This window comes from Arthrobacter sp. NPDC057013 (genome assembly GCF_042674585.1).
Taxonomy (GTDB): Bacteria; Actinomycetota; Actinomycetes; order Actinomycetales; family Micrococcaceae; genus Arthrobacter.
Window position 1 is genome coordinate 66630 of sequence record NZ_JBHUSE010000008.1, and the last position, 18481, is coordinate 85110.

Annotated in this window: 15 protein-coding genes and 1 pseudogene; 4 read left to right on the forward strand and 12 right to left on the reverse strand. The window is 66.3% G+C overall.

Going from position 1 to position 18481, the window contains the following annotated elements; translation table 11 throughout:
- Nucleotides 1-4: 4 nt before the first annotated feature.
- The gene (gene aceA, locus ACFTSA_RS12695; protein ID WP_377951687.1) at nt 5-1336 is read right to left on the reverse strand and encodes an isocitrate lyase; all 1332 of its coding nucleotides are present in this window, start codon (nt 1334-1336) and stop codon (nt 5-7) included.
- Nucleotides 1337-1497: 161 nt separating this feature from the next.
- Between aceA and ACFTSA_RS12700 the strand changes: the two genes are divergently transcribed.
- Both ACFTSA_RS12700 and ACFTSA_RS12705 read left to right on the forward strand, forming a co-directional pair.
- The gene (locus ACFTSA_RS12700) at nt 1498-3012 is read left to right on the forward strand and encodes a helix-turn-helix domain-containing protein (protein ID WP_377951688.1); all 1515 of its coding nucleotides are present in this window, start codon (nt 1498-1500) and stop codon (nt 3010-3012) included.
- A 712-nt stretch (nt 3013-3724) separates the two neighbouring features.
- Nucleotides 3725-5473: a pyruvate dehydrogenase gene (locus ACFTSA_RS12705; protein WP_377951689.1), complete on the forward strand. Its 1749-nt coding sequence runs from the start codon at nt 3725-3727 to the stop codon at nt 5471-5473.
- 220 nt (nt 5474-5693) lie between these two features.
- Here ACFTSA_RS12705 and ACFTSA_RS12710 read toward each other — a convergent pair whose 3' ends face one another.
- From ACFTSA_RS12710 to ACFTSA_RS12725, 4 genes are all read right to left on the reverse strand, one after another.
- Nucleotides 5694-6560 (reverse strand): hydroxymethylpyrimidine/phosphomethylpyrimidine kinase, encoded by an 867-nt coding sequence (locus tag ACFTSA_RS12710; RefSeq protein ID WP_377951691.1) that lies wholly within the window; start codon nt 6558-6560, stop codon nt 5694-5696.
- Nucleotides 6561-6627: 67 nt separating this feature from the next.
- Complete coding sequence (locus ACFTSA_RS12715; RefSeq protein WP_377951692.1) at nt 6628-7623, reverse strand: TAXI family TRAP transporter solute-binding subunit; 996 nt, start codon at nt 7621-7623, stop codon at nt 6628-6630.
- Entirely contained in the window at nt 7620-9131 is a 1512-nt protein-coding gene (locus ACFTSA_RS12720) for an ATP-binding protein (protein WP_377951694.1), read from the reverse strand. Before ACFTSA_RS12720 ends, ACFTSA_RS12715 begins: the two co-directional genes overlap by 4 nt.
- On the reverse strand, nt 9128-9796 hold the full coding sequence (locus ACFTSA_RS12725; protein ID WP_377951696.1) for a response regulator transcription factor: 669 nt from the start codon (nt 9794-9796) through the stop codon (nt 9128-9130). The genes ACFTSA_RS12720 and ACFTSA_RS12725 overlap by 4 nt, the downstream gene beginning before the upstream one ends.
- A gap of 402 nt (nt 9797-10198) precedes the next feature.
- Here ACFTSA_RS12725 and ACFTSA_RS12730 point away from each other — a divergent pair, with 402 nt between their 5' ends.
- Nucleotides 10199-11641: an MFS transporter gene (locus ACFTSA_RS12730; RefSeq protein WP_377951698.1), complete on the forward strand. Its 1443-nt coding sequence runs from the start codon at nt 10199-10201 to the stop codon at nt 11639-11641.
- Nucleotides 11642-11770: 129 nt separating this feature from the next.
- Here ACFTSA_RS12730 and ACFTSA_RS12735 read toward each other — a convergent pair whose 3' ends face one another.
- The 7 genes and pseudogenes from ACFTSA_RS12735 to ACFTSA_RS12765 all read right to left on the reverse strand — a co-directional run bounded on the left by ACFTSA_RS12735 (nt 11771) and on the right by ACFTSA_RS12765 (nt 17644).
- Complete coding sequence (locus tag ACFTSA_RS12735) at nt 11771-12388, reverse strand: hypothetical protein (protein ID WP_377951831.1); 618 nt, start codon at nt 12386-12388, stop codon at nt 11771-11773.
- A 222-nt stretch (nt 12389-12610) separates the two neighbouring features.
- Nucleotides 12611-12745, reverse strand: a pseudogene (locus tag ACFTSA_RS12740) (type IV toxin-antitoxin system AbiEi family antitoxin domain-containing protein); the annotation flags it as partial.
- A gap of 154 nt (nt 12746-12899) precedes the next feature.
- A complete protein-coding gene (tgt, locus tag ACFTSA_RS12745) occupies nt 12900-14222 on the reverse strand; it encodes a tRNA guanosine(34) transglycosylase Tgt (protein ID WP_377951700.1) in 1323 nt (440 codons plus the stop codon).
- Nucleotides 14223-14255: 33 nt separating this feature from the next.
- Complete coding sequence (locus ACFTSA_RS12750; protein ID WP_377951702.1) at nt 14256-14981, reverse strand: SRPBCC domain-containing protein; 726 nt, start codon at nt 14979-14981, stop codon at nt 14256-14258.
- A gap of 92 nt (nt 14982-15073) precedes the next feature.
- Complete coding sequence (locus ACFTSA_RS12755; RefSeq protein ID WP_377951703.1) at nt 15074-16165, reverse strand: DUF6707 family protein; 1092 nt, start codon at nt 16163-16165, stop codon at nt 15074-15076.
- A gap of 85 nt (nt 16166-16250) precedes the next feature.
- Entirely contained in the window at nt 16251-16790 is a 540-nt protein-coding gene (locus ACFTSA_RS12760) for an NUDIX hydrolase family protein (protein WP_076798919.1), read from the reverse strand.
- 125 nt (nt 16791-16915) lie between these two features.
- Complete coding sequence (locus tag ACFTSA_RS12765; RefSeq protein WP_377951705.1) at nt 16916-17644, reverse strand: VOC family protein; 729 nt, start codon at nt 17642-17644, stop codon at nt 16916-16918.
- Nucleotides 17645-17786: 142 nt separating this feature from the next.
- Here ACFTSA_RS12765 and ACFTSA_RS12770 point away from each other — a divergent pair, with 142 nt between their 5' ends.
- Nucleotides 17787-18404 (forward strand): YdeI family protein, encoded by a 618-nt coding sequence (locus tag ACFTSA_RS12770; protein ID WP_377951707.1) that lies wholly within the window; start codon nt 17787-17789, stop codon nt 18402-18404.
- Nucleotides 18405-18481 lie beyond the last annotated feature (77 nt).

The following is an 18481-nucleotide window of genomic DNA, read 5'->3' on the forward strand; positions in this document are numbered from 1 at the left end:
TGGATTAGTGGAACTGGCCTTCTTCTGTGGATCCCACGAGAGCCAAGGTGGATGCGTTCGGGTTGAGCGCAGTGGAGATGTCGTCGAAGTAGCCGGTGCCGACTTCACGCTGGTGCTTGGTTGCGGTGTAGCCGCGGGATTCGGAGGCGAATTCCTTTTCCTGCAGTTCGACGTAGGCGCTCATGCCTTCGCGGGCGTAGCCGTGGGCGAGGTCGAACATCGAGTAGTTCAGGGCGTGGAATCCGGCCAGGGTGATGAACTGGAAGGTGAAGCCCATGGCGCCGAGTTCGCGCTGGAACTTGGCGATGGTGGCGTCGTCCAGGTGCTTGCGCCAGTTGAACGAGGGCGAGCAGTTGTAGGAGAGCATCTGGTCCGGGAACTCGGCCTTGACGGCTTCGGCGAACTTGCGGGCCAGTTCGAGGTCCGGGGTGCCGGTTTCCATCCAGATGAGGTCCGAGTAGGGGGCGTAGGCCTTGGCGCGGGCGATGCAGGGTTCGATGCCGTTGCGGACCTTGTAGAAGCCTTCAGGGGTGCGGGCCGGCTGTCCGCCTTCGCGGAGGATGAATTCCTGGTCGCGCTCGTCGACGTCGGAGGTGATCAGGGTGGCTGCCTCGGCGTCGGTGCGGGCGATGACGACCGTGGGAGTGCCTGCCACATCGGCTGCCAGGCGGGCCGCGTTCAGGGTGCGGACGTGCTGCTGGGTGGGGATCAGGACCTTGCCGCCGAGGTGGCCGCACTTCTTCTCCGAGGCGAGCTGGTCCTCCCAGTGCACACCGGAGGCGCCGGCCTGGATCATGGACTTCATCAGCTCGTAGGCGTTCAGCGGTCCGCCGAAGCCGGCCTCGGCGTCGGCGACGATCGGGACCAGCCAGTCCTCGACGGTCTGGATGCCTTCGGAGAACTCGATCTGGTCGGCGCGGAGCAGGGCGTTGTTGATGCGGCGGACCACGGTGGGGACCGAGTTGGCCGGGTACAGGGACTGGTCAGGGTAGGTGTGGCCGGAGTTGTTGGCGTCGGCGGCGACCTGCCAGCCGGAAAGGTAGATGGCGCGCAGGCCTGCTTTGACCTGCTGCACGGCCTGGTTTCCGGTCAGGGCGCCCAGGGCGTTGGTGTACTTGCCTTCCCTGTGCTCCTCGGTGAGCTGCTTCCACAGCTTCTCGGAGCCGCGCTTGGCCAGGGTGTGCTCTTCGGAGACCCGGCCGCGGAGGCGGACGACGTCCGTTGCCTGGTAGTCACGGGTCACACCTTCCCAGCGCGGGTTGGCAGCCCACTCGAGCTCCAGTGCGGCGGCCTGCTGGTCGGGCGTCTGCTGGGTGGGCTCAAATGCTGCAGTCATCTTTGTCTCCTTGTTAGCTCCCGGGCCATTCCGGGAAGTTTTTCCGGGCTGACCGTCCCTGCGCCTTTGCAGGTCCGGCCAGTTTCCGGAGGGGTTTTCCTTCGTGACACTTACTTTTCTGCACTTTCAAGGCGCTTTCTAGAGGAAAAAGCTGGAAAGAAATGCGTTTCTTCGCGTATTCTTCAGAAATGTCGCCTTCAAGCTGGAACAGGGAAGTTTCGCAGCCGCCGTCGTCCCCGCCGACGGCGGAACTGGACGTCATTGCGCTGGGCCGCCGCGTCCGCCACCTGCGCAAGCAGGCGGGCCTGACCCTCGATGACCTGAGTGCCGCCGTCGGGACCGCACCGAGCCAGCTGAGCCTCATCGAGAACGGCAAGCGGGAACCAAAACTGGGGCTGCTGCAGCACCTGGCCGGGGCGCTCGGCGTCGGCATTGACCAGCTGCTGGGAGCCGAGCCGCCCAGCCGCCGGGCAGGCCTGGAAATTGAGCTCGAACGTTACCAGCGCGGACCGCTCTACGAATCCCTGAACCTGCCCAAAATCCGCATCAGCTCGCGGTTGCCGATGGATGTTTTGGAGGCCCAGGTGGGGCTGTTGCAGGAGCTCGAACGGAAGATGAACGAGCAGGTGGCGACGCCGGAGGAAGCCCGCCGCGCGAACGGTGAACTGCGGGCCATGATGCGTGAACGCGGGAACTATTTTCCGGAGTACGAGGCCGAGGCGCAGAAGGTGCTCAAGCAGGTGGGGTACACCTCCGGGCCCTTGAGCCAGCACGTCATCGCGGACATCGCGGAGCACCTCGGATTCACCCTCCACCACGTGGGCGATTTGCCGCATTCCACCCGTTCCGTGACCGATTTGAAGAACCGCAAAATTTATCTGACGCAGAGCGAACGGCAGGACCATGACCCCCGCTCCGTGCTCCTGCAGGCCTTGGGCCACTACGTCCTGGGCCATGAAACGCCCCGCAACTACGGCGATTTCCTGGCCCAGCGGGTAGCGACCAACTATTTCGCAGCGGCGCTCCTGCTGCCCGAGCAGGCAACCGTGGAATTTTTGCAAAAAGCCAAGGCCGCGAAGGAGATCGCGGTAGAGGACATCCGGGACGCGTTCGCCGTGTCCTACGAGACCGCGGCCCACCGCTTCACCAACCTGGCCACCAAGCATCTGGGCATCACCACGCATTTCCAGAAGACCCACCAGAGCGGGATCATTTATAAGGCCTACGAGAACGACGGCGTGAACTTCCCGCAGGACCACACAGGCGCGATCGAGGGGCAGCCGTCCTGCAAGGCATGGACCTCCCGCGCCGTGTTCGATGTGCCGGACAAGTTCAGCGCCTACAGCCAGTACACGGACACGCCGTCGGGCACGTACTGGTGCACAGCCCGCACGGACCGGTCGGCCAGCGGGCAGTTCTCGCTGAGCATCGGGGTCCCGTACCAGCACGTGAAGTGGTTCCGCGGCCGGGAGACGACGGCCCGGGCAACGTCCAACTGCCCCGACCCCACCTGCTGCAAACGTCCGCCGGCCGCGCTGACGTCGGAGTGGGCTGGCAACGCCTGGCCTTCTGCCCGGGCGCACTCCCACCTGCTCGCGGCCATGCCCCCGGGTGCCTTCCCAGGCGTGGACGAGACCGAGGTGTACACGTTCCTGCAGGCCCACTCGGGAAGTTAGGGGGCGCTCTCTCAGTTCCTGCAGTGTTTCCCTAAATGCTCTCTCAGTTCCTGCAGTGTTTCCCTAAATGCTCTCTCACCCGATCAGTCCAGGAAAGGCAACCCAAGGCCGTTCTTCGTCCGCCACACCCTGGCCTCCTTGATTGCTGTCTTGGCGTCTCGCCGGTGCAGCTTTTGGAGAGCGGACGACCACTGTGATTGAAGGACGACCCAGCGTGTATGGGCCTCATGGTGCACTGCCTGCCTGAGATTGAGTGTGAGTCGGCGCACCGGACTCCACTTTTGTTGGGGCAGTGGTTGCCTGCTTAGAACGCCGAGCACGCAAGCGTGTTGAACGCCGGTTACCAGAAGCACCACGCCCAATGCGGGAATGTAGGGAGTCCCCAGCACGGCAGCAGTGCCAGCCGCAAACAAATAGGGAACTGCTATCGCTAGCCATTTATAAGCATTCGATGCCGCCGGGCGGCCTTGGTTGCAAGCCCGGAAATCCGAGGATCCCTCTGTCCCAACAGCCCGTACAGTTCGCTGAACGTCTGATCCCGGTTCCAGGAAGTGAAAGTAAGACGGCGGCTGGCTGGCTAGCACTGACCTTGCGGTCCCCGGCACGGCGGCCGCCGTCGTCGTTCCTGTTCAAGAACTGAACACCGCGCCAAGGTGGGCGGACTATATTGGCCCTTGTCGGCCCATCCAACTGATTGCGGGAGCGTGCACCCATGGCCAAGGAACTTGCCACCCAGCTCATCGAACAACTCCAGGCTGCCGGCGTGCAGCGGATCTACGGAATCGTCGGGGACAGCCTCAACCCGATCGTCGACGCCGTCCGCCAGACCGGCGGCTCAAAGCAGGGCGGCATCGACTGGATCCATGTCCGGCACGAAGAGGCCGCAGCCTTCGCTGCGGCGGCCGAGGCCCAGCTGACAGGAAAGCTGGCCGTGTGCGCCGGCTCCTGCGGCCCCGGCAACCTCCACCTGATCAACGGCCTGTACGACGCCAACCGCTCCGGGGCGCCCGTCTTGGCCATCGCCTCGCACATCCCCAGCAAGCAGATCGGCAGCGGCTTCTTTCAGGAAACACATCCGGACCGGATCTTCAACGAATGCTCCGTCTACTCAGAGCTCATCAGCACGGCCGAACAGGCGCCCCGGGTGATGCACAGCGCGATCCAGCACGCCGTCGCCCTGGGCGGAGTCGCCGTCGTCACCGTTCCCGGCGATATAGCCGGGCTGGAGGCCACCGGCGCCACCCCGCTTCCCGCAACGTTCCGGCCCGCAACGCTCATGCCCGCCCCGGAAAGCGTCCGCGAACTCGCCGAGGCCATCAACGCGGCAGACAAGGTGGCTATCTTCGGCGGAGCGGGCACCCAGGGCGCCCACGACGAGGTTGTGGCACTCGCCGAGCTGATCGGCGCGCCGATCGGCCACACGCTGCGGGGCAAGGACTTCCTGCAGTACGACAACCCGTACGACATCGGCATGACAGGCCTCCTGGGCTACGGCGCCGCGGCGGAAGGTATCGAGGACGCCGACCTGCTGATCCTGCTCGGCACCGACTTCCCATACGACCAGTTTCTTCCGGACACCCGTACCGCACAGGTGGACCGGGCTGCGGATAAGCTCGGCCGGCGGACCGACGTAGACATCGCCGTCCATGGCGACGTGCTGCCGACCCTCAAAGCGCTGATGCCGCTGGTAGCCCCCAAGAAAAACCGGCGCTTCCTGAACCAGATGCTGAAGAAGCACGACAGGCTCATGAACAAGGCCGTCGGCGCCTACACCCGGAATGTCGGGAAGAAGGTCCCCATCCATCCGGAATACGCGGCGTCCCTCCTGGACCAGGTAGCGGCCGAGGATGCTGTTTTCACCGCGGACACCGGCATGTGCAACGTGTGGACAGCCCGGTACATCAACCCGCTGGGCACCCGCCGGCTGATCGGCTCCTACCTCCACGGCTCCATGGCCAACGCCCTGCCGCATGCCATCGGGGCACAGGTGGCATACCCAGGACGACAGGTGATCTCAGTTTCCGGCGATGGCGGCCTGTCCATGCTTCTGGGCGAGCTCATCACCGTTGCCGCGCACCTGCTGCCGGTCAACGTGGTGGTCTTCAATAATTCGACGCTCGGCATGGTCAAACTCGAAATGCTGGTGGACGGGCTGCCGGACTTCGGTGTTGACGTGCCCGACGCCGATTACTCCGCAGTCGCCCGGGCGCTCGGTTTCCATGCAGTCCGGGTCACAGACCCGACCAGGATTGAGGACGCCTACCGCGAAGCCTTCGCTCACCCGGGACCGTCGCTCGTGGAGCTCATCACCGACCCGAAAGCGTTGTCCATCCCGCCGAAGATCAAGGGATCGCAGGTGCTTGGCTTCGCGACGGCAATGTCCAAGGTGGTCCTGAACCGCGGCGCCGGCGAGGCCGTCAGCATGGCACGCAGCAACCTCCGGAATATTCCGCGGCGGTAGCGTTCCCGCCGTCGTACGCGTTCGACGGCGGGCGGTACAGAAGGCGGCTACTGGCCCCGGAACTCGGTGGGAGAAACACCGCCGTCAGTTCGATCCACGATCGGCCGGGGTGCCTCGAGGATGCGCACGCGGACCGAGAGAGCGTTGCCGGAAACGTTGCGGAAGGTGAGAGAGCGTCGCTCCAAACCTGCGGAAGGTGAGAGAGGGTCCCCGCCGGGGCTTAGCGCGGGCCGCCCTGCCAGAGGGCGTCGAACGGGGCGCCGGAGGCCACGCGGTTGCGGATGCCAGCGGTCACGAAGTCCTTTGCGGTCCGCGCGGCCTCCAGCGGCGTAGCTCCCTTGGCCAGTTCGGCCGTCACCGCCGCGGCGAGCGAGCAGCCGGCGCCGGAGACGGCCACCTCCCCCACCTTCGGGGCCGTCAGGACCTCGAGGGTTTCGCCGTCGTAGAAGACGTCGACAGCGTCGGGACCGGACAGGCGAACGCCGCCCTTGGCCAGCACCACGGCCCCGCTCACCTCGTGGATGCGGACCGCCGCGGCCTTGAGGGATTCGACGTCGGTGATCTCCAGGCCGGACAGGGACTCCGCCTCGAAGTGGTTGGGCGTGACGAACGTGGCCAGCGGGAGGATCTGTGCCTTCAGCGCCTGGTCCGTGTCCAGCGCGTGGCCCGGCTCCTGGCCCTTGCAGATCAGCACGGGATCCAGCACCACATTGGCGAACTCCCCGGCGGACAGTGCGGAGGCAACGGTCGAAATGGTGGCCGGGCTGCCAAGCATGCCGATCTTTACGGTGTCCAGCACTGAAGGTGCGCCGGAAGCGGCACCGTAGGCCGCCGTCGTCGCCTCCAGCTGGTGCGCGATGACTTCCTGGTCCACGGGAACAAAGCGGTGGTTCCACTTATTGTTCGGATCGAAGGAGACGATGCACGTGAGGTTGGCGATGCCGAAAACGCCGAGCTGCTGGAACGTCTTCAGGTCGGCCTGGGCTCCGGCGCCTCCGGTCGCCTCCGAACCCGCGATGGTCAGGACGACGGCGGGAGCGGCGGTGGTGTTCGCCCCGGAAAGGTTCTCAGAAACAACAGAAGTCATCGTTCCATCCTGCCATGCCGCGCCTGCCCTGCCCTGTCCCGAAGGCCGGCCGCAGTTGGGGCACTGCCTAACCGTGCAGCGTGCGGTAGGCCTCCGCTGCAGCCGGATGCAGGGGCAGGTCGGCCGTGTTGATCAGGGTGTCCGGGCTCAGGAACTGGACGCCGAGGCTGGACCGCGGAACGAGCTCGTCGGCGTGGTCCACCAGCAGCCTGACGGTGTTCCGGACGATGCCGCCGTCGAGGTCGTTCCGGCAGAGCAGCAGGTTCGCCACGCCCACGGTCCAGACGGACCCGGCTCCCGGGTAGCCGCTTCCGGAAATCAGCACGCGGTCGTAGAAGGCGCCGAAGCGCTCGCGGAGGGGCCGGACCAGGTTGGACAGGTCGAGCAGCCGAAGCCCAGGCTCGTCGTTCGCCTCCGTAATGGCGGCTGTCGGCACACCGCCCGACCAAAACATCGCGTCCACGCCTTTCTTCCGGAGCGCGGCGAGCCCGTCGTTGAGGCCAAGATTGAGTTCCGTAACGGCCCCAGCCGAGGCTGCCAGCCCTGACACTTCCAAAATCCTGCCGGCCGTCAGCGATGTTCCAGAGCCCGCCTCACCAATCCCGATCCTCCTGCCCTTGAGGTCGGTGTGGTTCCCGATTCCGCTGTCCCGCCGCACCAGGCAGTGGACATAGTTTTCGTAGACCTTCCCGACGGCGGCCATCGCCCCGGCGGGCGGGCCTACCGCCTGCCGCGCACCAGCTTGCTGCACTGCGGCATCGAGGAGCGCGACGGCGAACGTTGCCTCGCCGGCGGCCAGTCGCCTCATGTTGTCAAGGCTGCCGCCGGTGGTCAGGGCTTCCGCGCGTTGCGCGATTCCGTGGCGCTGGAACGATTCGGCGAGAAGCGTGGCGAACTCGAGGTAGAAGCCGCCGGCTTCACCGCCGGCCACGGTCACCCTGGCCGGACCCGGTGACGCAGTGCATGCGGCCACGCCCGGCAGGCAAACGGCCCCGAGGAGCAGGCCCAGTCCGGACTTCAGGACCCCGCGCCGGCCCACCGGGTCTTGTATCCTCGGGCTCACGGCCGCCGTCTTTTCCGCACAGCGGCGCCAGCCCCAGGGCTTCCTCCAGGGCCGTGGTCCCCTTCTGCTGCCCGAACGGCTGCTGACGGAGCGCTTGTTGCCGAAGCGGCGGGAAACTCCAGGAGCGCAAGCAGACCGTGCGGATCACGTCCCCGAAGCGTCAGGCGTCCTCCGTTCGCACCCGCCAGCCGGTCCACAATGGTCATTCCCAGTCCCGTGCCCCGAATGCCGGCGTGGCGCGGGGAACGCCAAAACCGTGTGGCTGCAGCGGCGAGCTCTTCGGGCGGCAGCCCCGGGCCGTCGTCGGACACTTCAACCACCACAGAGCCGCCCAGCGGGCGGGCGCCCACCGTGATGGCGGCCCCGGGCGCGTACTTGATGGCATTGGTGATCAGTTCACCCACCATCTGGGCCAGCTCGGCGGCGCTGCAGTGAAGCTGCAGGGGCGGCTGCGGAGGAGCCTTCAAAACGAGCCTGGAGCCGACGTGTTTGGCTGCGGGGCGGGCGCGGTCTACTCCCTCCTGCAGCACGGGGTAGGGATCGATGGGCTGCACCGAGCCGCCCGCGCCCGGCCTGATGGATTGGTTGGCCGCACCTTCGGAGGCCCGGTGCTCGGCGGTAGCCAACTTCAGGACATCGTCCAGGATCTCCTCGACGCGCTCAAGTTCCTTCACGACCCCCTCAGCTTTGGCCCGTTCAGAGTCTGTCCGGAGTTCCAGCTGCAGCAGGTCGATCCGCAGCCGCAGGGCCCCGATGGGGTTGCGGAGCTGGTGGGAGGTGTCGGCAATGAGCCGGCGCTGGGACTCGGTGCTGCTGCTCACGGTCTCGGCCATTTTCGTGAAGGAGCGGCTCAGTTCCTTGAGCTCGGGCGGCCCGGCTTCGGGCAACCGCGCGGCCCGGCCGGTGGCTTCCAGTTCCGCGACCGCAGCGTTCAACCGCAGCACCGGCCGGATCACCCATCCTGTGGCACGGAGCGCCCCCAGGAGCAGGACCGCCGAAAGGCCTGCTGCACCCAGGCCCACCAGCAGCCAGCGTTCACGGAGTTTCTGCCGTGCGGCCCCGAGGTCCACTTCCAGAACGGCCTCACCCAGCACCTGGCTGGCGCTCCCGAACGAGCGCGAAATAAGTGCCCTGTCGGAGCCAAACGGCTGCAGCGGCTCGAGGGTCGTGTCATTGAGGTTCAGGCTGGCGCGGGAGATGGCGTCCCGCACATCGGGTCGGTCCGTGCTGAGTCCGCCGGACTGCACCGTGGCGGTTTCCTGCAGCCGGACCAGGATGCCCTCCCCGTAAAGGCCGGAGTAACGCTCCATCTCGCGGCGGAGCTGACTCGGGTCGCCACTTTGCGAGGCGTCGTACGCAACTTGGGCAAACCGGTTGAGTGCCGAGACACGGTTGATCTGGACTTCCTGGGTCAGCTCCCGCCCGGCCGAGCTGAGGATGGCGCTGGAGATCGCCACCACCATCACCAGGGCGAACAGGCTCAGGATGCCCAGGACCCGGCGCTTCACGCCGGTTCCGCTTCAACCCGGTATCCCACGCCCCGGACGTTGATGATGAAGCCGGGCATCTGCAGCTTGGACCTCAGCCCGGTGAGGTGCACGTCCAAGGACCGGGACGAAGCCAGGAAAGCATCACCCCACAGGGCGTCGAGGATCTGTTCGCGGGTCACCACGGAGCCGGCGTTCCGGGCCAGCAGGGCCAAGAGGTCGAATTCCGTTGCGGTCAGTGGGAGGACCCGGGATCCGATGGCAGCCACCCGCCGGTCAAGGTCGACGTCGAGTTCCCCCAGGACGATGCTGTGTGACTTCTCGGGACCGCTGCGGCCCACCCGCCGGGTGACCGCTTCAATCCGCGCGAGGAGTTCCACCAGCTTGACCGGCTTGACCAGGTAGTCGTCAGCGCCGGAGCGGAGGCCCAGGACCACGCTGCGCTCGTCGTCGCGTGCTGTGAGGATGAGGACGGGACAGGCGGTGACCTGGCGAAGTTTGCGCAGGAGTTCGAGGCCATCCATGTCCGGGAGCCCGAGGTCCAGGAGGATGAGATCGTGCTCCCGGTGGACCAGCAGTGCATCCGCGCCCCGGGACACCCGCTGAGCCTTGTGCCCTGCGGAAACGACAGCCGCCTCGAGGGCCGACGCCATCGCGTCGTCGTCCTCGACGATGAGCACGCGCATTGCCTGTTTCCTCTGCCTTCGTTGCTGTCGGGGGACCTCGGAGTCCGTTTGGACATTACTCCTTGTCCGCGGATTTCGCCTTGTCGCTGGCGATTGGGAACGACGGAATGCCTTCAATGCCGTCGGGTGAAGTGCAAAGGCGACCCGCCGCCGTCGGCAGTTTCCAATTCTTAAGGAAGTGTTAGGAAATGCCTCTCCACGTTGGATGTGCCAAGGATCACGCATAAGTTGGCAGGTGTCCCCTTGCAGGATCTGCCGGCAAGGCGCCGGGTCCGGGGCTGCCGGCGGGGAACCGCTCAACGCCGCCGGACAGGCACAGGGAAGCCCGGAACGGGGATTCCGGCAGGACACCCATTTCGCACCTCGGACGCCGACGATGGCACCGACCAGGAAGGTTCATTGATGAGCACCCAGCACGCCGCGCCCCACAGCGCGGTACCCAGCGAGGCCGCACAGACACGCAGGGCCGTAAGCAACATCCTCAAGGGCTCCGCCGGCAACCTCGTCGAGTGGTACGACCTCTACGTCTACACGGTCTTCGCGGCCTACTTCCAGGCGCACTTCTTCAACTCCAAGGACGAGCTGCAGGCCGGACTCGAGGCTATGGCCGTCTTCTCGACCTCGTTCCTCATGCGTCCCATCGGGAGCTGGTTCTTCGGGCGCTACGCGGACCGCAACGGGCGCAAGGCCGCCCTGACCCTCAGCGTAACCCTGATGTCCGCGGGCTCGTTCGCGATAGCCGTCCTCCCGACGCAGGATGTCATTGGCATCTGGGCCCTGGTCCTGCTGATCCTCATCCGTGTGCTGCAGGGCTTCTCCGTTGGCGGCGAATACGGCACGAGCGCCACGTACATGTCCGAAGCTGCCACCTCCAGGCGCCGCGGCTTCTTCTCCAGCTTCCAGTACGTGACCCTGGTCGGCGGCCAGATGCTGGCCCTGCTGGTGCTGGTGATCCTGCAGAACACCCTGGGCGACGGCCTGCTGAAGGAGTGGGGCTGGCGCATCCCGTTCGCCATCGGCGGCGTTGCTGCGCTGGTGGTGCTGTGGCTGCGGCGCTCCATGGAGGAGACAGTCTCCGCGGAACAGGTGCAGGCGGCCAAGGCTCCTGCCGCGTCCGGCGAGGCCCAGCCCGGCACGCTGCGGTTGCTCTTCACCCGGCACTGGAAGCCGCTGCTGATCTGCATCGGCGTGACCCTGGGTGGCACGGTGGCCTTCTACACGTACACCAACTTCATCCTGAAGTTCATGAACGATACGTCCGGCATCGCCAAGACGGACACGTCCGTGATCAACTTCTGGGCGCTGTTCATCTTCATGCTGCTCCAGCCGGTCTACGGCATCATCTCCGACAAGGTGGGCCGCAAGCCTCTGCTCCTCTGGTTCGGCATCACCGGCGTGCTGTTCACCTGGCCGCTGCTCTCCACGCTGGCCGGCACCAAGGATCCCTTCACCGCGTTCCTGCTGATGATGGGCGGCCTGCTGATCGTGGGCGGCTACACCTCCATCAACGCGCTCGTGAAGGCCGAGCTCTTCCCGGCCTCCATCCGCGCACTCGGCGTCGGCCTGGGCTACGCAATCGCCAACTCGCTCTTCGGCGGGACGGTTCCGCTCATCGGCGCCGCCCTGCAGAAGGCCGAACAGGTGGATCTCTTCTTCACGTACGTCACCATCGCCATCGGCGTGTCCCTGCTGGTCTACGTCTTTGCGCTGAAGAACAAGAAGACGACGCACCTGGACCGCGAGCAGGGCCACGCCTGGTCCGGCGCGGCTGGGTCCGGTGTCCAGACCAGTGCCCCGGCGGGCGCCGCGCGCAAGGATGACGACGACGACTTCGTCAAGGCCTGACTTTCAAGTAATTTACAGGCGGTAACGCACGACGGCGGGTGGCTGGCACCGCGGTGACCTTTGGGTCCCAGGGGGCGTGCCGCCGCCGCCGTTTCGACGGAACCGTGCCCATTCGACGTTTAGCAACGTCTAACCGGCAGGGAACCGTCGAAACGGGGCCGGCTGTGCACTATCCGATCCCTGTTCGAGAGCCCGAAGCAGCCGGTATTTGAACTCCTGTTCCCGAAACAGGTCCTTCCACTCGACCCGGACAAAAATCCACCCCTGCTCCATGAGCGCCTTTTCTCGTCTGCGCTCCTGAAACACGACCTCGCTGGTGGGCCGGTAATCGAAGTACTTTGTTTTGCCGTCGAACTCCAGAGCGACCCTTTGTGCAGGCCACGCAAAGTCCAGCCGGTGTTCGCCCAGGGGTGTCCGCACTACGTATTGCGGTTCTGGCGCGGGGATCCTGAGCCGATGAATGAGTTCCCGGGTCAGGCTCTCACCGGCAGATTCGGAGCGGGCGTCCACCAACTCCAGCGCCCGTCGCAATGCGATGACGCCGTTGCGCCCCGCCAACGCGGTGCAGTAGTCCCGCAGCAGGTGCAGGTCGGCCCCCAGACGGGCGGCGTGGTCCACCAGAATCAGGGATTGGCGCATGTTAAACATCAGGCAGCAGTCCACCACGGTCCGCTCTAGCGAGGTGCACGGCAGGTCATTAACAAAGGTCACCTCACGGCTGCTCAGACGCCGGGTATGGGCCACCACGCCGCGGCCGTGCGAGACTGCTGAGGGACAGCCAGCCTGGGTCAGATGGACGACATCGTCGACTCCCCACAGGTGGAGGCTCTGGAGACTGGCACCTGAGGTGTGGCTGTAAACGAAGCCTCCGGCCGACGTCGTGCGTGTGCCATGGGCATGGGCATAGATAAGCTGCCTGCGGCGGGCAGAGCGATTCAGGTCCGTCCACCATTGGCCGCGTGCATAGCAGCCACGGCGCACCCGGACCAGCGTTCCGTCCCTAACCAGTCTCGTGAGTGCCCGGGAGTTCAGCCCGCGCTGGAGGAGTTGCTCCGTACGCCAAAGGTTCTCCCGTGCGGGCAGCCCGGCTAAAGGTTGGCTCATGTTTCCACCTTGGCCGCTCTGGAAGCGGAGGCCCAGCGACTCCCACCCCTATGTGGAAACAGCCCGTTTCGACGGTTCCATGCCCGCTAGACGTCCGGCAACGTCTAGTGGACGGGGAACCGTCGAAATGGGCGGGCCAAGGGCGGGGGAGACCCTACGTGTAGTAGCGCCCCAGTGTCGCGGCCTTGAACTCGAAGAAGTCGCCGGAGTCGATCGCCAGCCGGGCGTCGTCCACCATCTTCACCACGAAGCGCTCGTTGTGGATGGAGATCAGCGTGGCGGAGAGCATTTCCTTGGCCTTGAACAGGTGGTGGATGTAAGCACGCGAGTAGTTCAGGCATGCGTAGCAGTCGCAGCCCTCCTGCAGGGGACCGAAGTCGCGCTTGTACTTGGCGCCGGACAGGTTGAAGCGGCCGTCGGGCGTGTAGAACGCGGAGTTGCGGGCCACCCGCGTGGGGGAGACGCAGTCGAAGGTGTCGGCGCCGTTCTCGATGGCGGTGAAAATGTCGTCCGGCTCCGAGATGCCCAGCAGGTGCCGCGGCTTGTTCTCGGGCAGTTCCTCGTTGCACCAGCGCACGATGGTGCCCAGGTTCTCCTTCTCGAGGGCCCCGCCGATCCCGTAGCCGTCGAACGCCATGGCACCGAGGTCCCGGCAGGCCTTGCGGCGCAGGTCCTCGTACTGGGCGCCCTGGATCACACCGAACAGCGCCTGGTACGGCTTGCCCGCCCGCTCGGACGTGAGCCGGAAGTGCTCCTCGAGGCAGCGGACGGCCCACAGCCGCGTGCGCTCCAGCGATTCCTCCTGGTAGCCGCGGGAGTTCTGCAGCGTGGTGAGCTCGTCGAAGGCGAACATGATGTCCGCGCCGATCTGGTGCTGGACCCGCATGGAGATCTCGGGCGAGAAGCGGTGGCGGTCCCCGTTGAGGTGGCTCTTGAACCACACGCCGTCGTCGTCCACGTGGGCCAGGCGTTCCTTGCCGGCGGCCACGGCGTCGTCCGGCAGGGCCTGGTCCGGGGAAGGCGCAGTCTTCATGTCGATGACCTTCTTGAACCCCGAGCCCAGGCTCATCACCTGAAAACCGCCGGAATCGGTGAAGGTGGGCCCGGGCCAGTTCATGAACGCGCCGAGGCCGCCGGCTTCGTCCAGGATCTCGGGACCGGGCTGCAGATACAGGTGGTAGGCGTTGGCCAGCAGGGCCTGCGCGCCGAGTTCGGCCATGGACTCGGGAAGCACTGACTTGACTGTGGCCTTGGTTCCGACGGCGATGAAGGCCGGCGTCTGGATCTCGCCGTGCGGGGTGGTGATAGTGCCGGTCCGGCCCAGGAACCCGCCTCCGTTGGCCTCCTCCTGCTGGGGGGCCGGGCTGCATGTTTCCGTGAGCCGCTTGCCTACCCGGAAGGAGAACCCGGACTGCCGGCCGGCCGGTGTAAGTTCGGAAGCCGGTGAAGGGGAGGACGGTTCAGGATTGGCTGGCACGGTTCAAGTGTGCCAGCTAACAGCCGCGAACCTTCACTGGAGGGGTTCTGATGTGGGGTAGTTCTCAGAGCGCCAGTCGTCCCACAGGGAGCGGATCGTTTCCATGCTATGCGCGCCGAGATCGTACAGCGAGAGGATCACCATCGAGCCGCCGTCGGGCCTTTTCTCGGGGATCACGGGCTGGTCGGCAACTATCAGCAGGCCGTCACCGTGCTCCGCGTAGCTGTTGACGGTGAGCCCCACCTGGTGGTTTGTCTTGTGCCAGACCCTGCCCGAGACCTCCTCGCCGGTGCCGAGCGTGAGTGAGTACTCCTCGCCGGCGGCGGGGATGTCCTTGAGCCCGAGTTTCTCGATGGCGGAGCCGCCCGAGCCGGGGACGGAGAAGTAGCAGGTGCGGCGCGTGCCGTGGGGATGGCGTTCCAGCGCGAACCGCAGCTGCTGCAGGAAGATCAGCCAGCCCTGGGTGATGTCCTCGTCCCATGCGGCCCATTCGGAGTTGTGGTCCACCCCGGCGCGGGTGACGCTGACCTCGGTTCCGGTGGGCACGGGCTTCAGCGTGAAGATGTCGCCGTTCTCGACAGTCAGTGTGGTGTGGTCCGGCCCTTCAACCACTGATTTGTTGAAGTAGATCTGATTGATTTCCGCCGCCAGCTCGTCGGCTTCCCAGCCATGCCACTGCGCGACTTTCGAGGGTTCACGCAGCATCGTCCAAACTTGTGGCGCGTCCGAATTGATCACAACGCTGAGATTGTTCGTCATGGCCTGAATCTACAACTTGGGGCGCAACCCGGGCTAGAGGAATCTCCGGCGGAAAGGGGGTGCGGCCGCCCCGACGTAAAAGCGCGGCGGCCTTAGCCCCGCACGGACTCCAGCTCGTTCGCAATCCGCCGCTCCAGTTCCGACCCGCTGATGGTCTGCGATCCGCCGTGGGCGCGCAGGAACAGCAGCGATTCGAGGCGCAGCCGCCGCCACTCTTTCTCAGCCTCATGGTTGGAGTTGTCGATGGCGCGGAAAATCTCTTTGTCGTACAGGTTCGGCTCGTTCAGTGAGCGCTGCCGCACGCGGGCCTGCATCCGCGCCTTGAACGGATCCGTCTCCTGGTTGTCCGGCGCCCGGAGCAGCTTCTCATACACGGCGGCACGGTCCTTGTGCCCCGTCTGCCGGCATACATAGCTGGACAGCGCGAGCGACGCCTCCACCGATGCCCAGCGCCCCGGGTTGCCGTCGAAGGGCAGCACGTTCAGCAGGTCGGCCACTGTCAGCGACGCCTCGGCGTCCTTGAGCATGATGAACAGCTCGTGCGCGAGGTCGCTCAGGTCCTTCAGGCAGCTGCCCGACTTGGTGTTGATGCCCTTGACCAGCTTGTCGGCCAGCAGCTGCACCCCGACGGAATCCGGATGGGCCTCCGCCACGGCTTCCACTACGGATTCCGGCGTTCCGGACGGCTCCGGGATCAGGGCCAGGTCTTCGGCGCTGGGGCCGACTACCACCGGGGTGGTGGACGGCAGCGGAGGTACGACGACGGCGGCGGGCGCCGTGCGGGAAGGCTCGCCGGCTGCTTCGTTCCCCACTACCGAAAGGGGAGTGCCGGCGTCGGACGCCTGGGCCTCTGAAGTTGGGGTATCCGCGGTTCCGGCGCCGTCTGCGGCGTGTTCGACGGCGGCAGCGGACTTGGGCGTCCCGTTGCCGGCGGCGTCCGGGGCGGGAACGTCGTCAGCCGCGGGTCCGGGGATCCGGACGGACGAGCCGGCAGCGATGCGCAGCGTGCCGCCGCCGGTGAGGGTCGCGAGGACGATGGCGGGGCTGCCGAAATCGTCGGTCTCGACTTCCACTGAGTGGATTTCCGCGGACCGCTCGCCGTCCGGCAGGAGAAGGTGGTCGCCCGCCCGCAGAGAGCCCGCCTGCTGTTCACGGAAGGTCTTGGCAGCTGCAGGGTGGTTCATCGGGAGTCCTTAAGTTCTCTTGCGGTCCGCCCAACAGTCTACAAAGGAGAGGGTGCGAAGTCGGGGAGGCGCGGGCTCCCGGGCGTCAGGCGCCGACGCCGGCGTAGGCCAAAGCCTGCCGGACCAGGGCGCCGCGGCCGCCGGTGAATTCGAGCTGCACGCCGTCGCTGAGCACTTCCTGGGGCGTCATCCAGGTCAGCTCCAGCGCGTCCTGGCGGGGTTCGCATTCGCCGGTCACGGGGATGATGTAGGCCAGTGACACGGCGTGCTGGCGGTCGTCGGTGAAGCCGGTGTGCGACGGCGCGGGGAAGTATTCCGCCACGGTGAACGGCACGGGGCTGATGGGGAGCTGCGGGAAGGCCAGCGGGCCGAGGTCCTTCTCCATGTGGCGAAGGAGCGCGGCGCGGATGGTCTCGCGGTAGAGCACCCGGCCGGAGACAAGGGACCTGACCATGGTGCCGTCCTCGTCCGCCTGCAGGAGCGTGCCCACCTCGTTCACGAACCCCAGCGGATCCAGCCGGACCGGCACGGCCTCCACGTAGACCATGGGGAGCCTGCCTCTGGCTTCGAAGAGATCTTCGTCCGAGAGCCAGCCGGGGTTGGGGTCAGGGGTGCGCACGTTCATGAATCATTTTTACCCCATCGCCACAGGTCCAGCCGCCGAAGCGTGAGATCTCGTCGCTTGGCGGTGGCCAAGCGACGAGATCTCACCCCTCGATTTGGCGGTGCCGGTGCCCGCGCCGGAGCACGCTACGAAGGGCGCCGGGCCGAGATCCAGAGGGGTGCCCGCTGGCCCGCGGCGCCCCCATTGTCCGGGTGCTCAACATGGAGGGTGCGTCCGAAGGCCTCCTCGGTCAGCGTCACGTCGTGTCCCGCGGCCGTGAGGCGGTCCCGCACTGCCTCAAGGTCCCCGGCATACTCGAACCCCAGGCCTGCGTGCGCCGCACCCGTGCCGGGCCGCGCCATGAGCACGCCGCCGTTCTTTGCGGTGAAGTCGGCGGTTTCGTCATCGTCCGGGACCGGCCGGAACCGTGCGCCGATGTCCCGCAGCGCCTGGGCCGCCGCTGTCACGTCCTCGCTGAACCAGACCTCCACCACGGCCAGCGCCGGATCCGCATCCGCGCAGTTGGCTCCGTGGGCGGCCTTGTCGGCGAAGAAGCTGAAGCCGTCCGCGCCCGTGATCCGGCAGGAATCGCCGTGGTCCGCCCGGACCAGCTCAGCGGAGGTGGTGTCCGATTCCGCGCCGGACTGGTTGGTGCGCCGGGCAAACTCCTCGAGGTCGCCGACCTCCACGCCAAAGTGCGTGACGCCGTCCTCGGCCGCGCCCGGCTCGGCCTGGTGCAGCGCCAGCCGGCCCGCACCTGCGTCGAACTCCCGCCAGGAGCCCTCGTCGGTGGACTTGATCATCCCCAGGTCGGTGAGGAGCCGCTCCCAGGATTCAACCCGGGACGTGAAGTGGATGGGGCGGACACGAAGCATGCTCTCTCCTCGAACTCGAAACACCAGGATCTTCGAAAACGTCGCCGACATGGCCATGATGCCACGTCTTGAATCGCCTGGCACCGGGGCGAATCACCGGGTGCCGGGTTGAATCCGGAAGCACCGAAGGCAGAATAGGCGCATGGCCGTTGAACTCGAGGAACTGCTGGTGCCCGATGCCGCCGCCTGGCGGACGTGGCTGGAATCCCACCACAGCGACAGCCCCGGCGTGTGGCTGGTCCTGCACAAAAAGGGCGGCAACGTCACCGAACTCGACTACGACGCCGCCCTGGACGAGGCGCTCTGCTTCGGCTGGATCGACGGGCAGGTCAAAAAGCGCGACGCCGACAGTTACCTCCAGCGCATGACCCGCCGGGGTGCCAAAAGCCCCTGGTCGGAACGGAACGTGGGCCATGTGGCCCGCCTCGAGGCGGAAGGAAAGATGACAGCCCCGGGCCGCGCCGCCGTCGACGCCGCCAAAGCCGACGGCCGCTGGGAAGCCGCCTATTCGGGGCAGGCGACGGCGGAGGTCCCGGCGGATCTGGCCGCCGCCATTGCCGCCGTGCCCAAGGCGCAAGCCATGTTCGATGTCCTCACGTCCGTGAACCGCTACGCCCTGATCTACCGCACCAACTCGGTCAAACAGGCGTCGACCCGGGAGCGGAAGATCGCCGGATTCGTCGAGATGCTGGCGCGCGGTGAGACGCCGTATCCGCAGAAGAAGCGCCCGCTGCCGCATTCCGATCAGCCTGCCGGTTGAGCCTGTCAAACCGCGCGCCGGGGCATCGAAAAGGCCGTCCACGCTAAAATTGATGCCAACTCCCAACACGAACGGCG

Coding starts and splice junctions, on each gene's coding strand:
- aceA (WP_377951687.1), bottom strand. CDS start 1,336: ATGACTGCAGCATTTGAGCCCACCCAGCAGACGCCCGACCAGCAGGCC.
- ACFTSA_RS12700 (WP_377951688.1), top strand. CDS start 1,498: ATGCGTTTCTTCGCGTATTCTTCAGAAATGTCGCCTTCAAGCTGGAAC.
- ACFTSA_RS12705 (WP_377951689.1), top strand. CDS start 3,725: ATGGCCAAGGAACTTGCCACCCAGCTCATCGAACAACTCCAGGCTGCC.
- ACFTSA_RS12710 (WP_377951691.1), bottom strand. CDS start 6,560: ATGACTTCTGTTGTTTCTGAGAACCTTTCCGGGGCGAACACCACCGCC.
- ACFTSA_RS12725 (WP_377951696.1), bottom strand. CDS start 9,796: ATGCGCGTGCTCATCGTCGAGGACGACGACGCGATGGCGTCGGCCCTC.
- ACFTSA_RS12730 (WP_377951698.1), top strand. CDS start 10,199: ATGAGCACCCAGCACGCCGCGCCCCACAGCGCGGTACCCAGCGAGGCC.
- ACFTSA_RS12750 (WP_377951702.1), bottom strand. CDS start 14,981: ATGACGAACAATCTCAGCGTTGTGATCAATTCGGACGCGCCACAAGTT.
- ACFTSA_RS12755 (WP_377951703.1), bottom strand. CDS start 16,165: ATGAACCACCCTGCAGCTGCCAAGACCTTCCGTGAACAGCAGGCGGGC.
- ACFTSA_RS12760 (WP_076798919.1), bottom strand. CDS start 16,790: ATGAACGTGCGCACCCCTGACCCCAACCCCGGCTGGCTCTCGGACGAA.
- ACFTSA_RS12765 (WP_377951705.1), bottom strand. CDS start 17,644: ATGCTTCGTGTCCGCCCCATCCACTTCACGTCCCGGGTTGAATCCTGG.
- ACFTSA_RS12770 (WP_377951707.1), top strand. CDS start 17,787: ATGGCCGTTGAACTCGAGGAACTGCTGGTGCCCGATGCCGCCGCCTGG.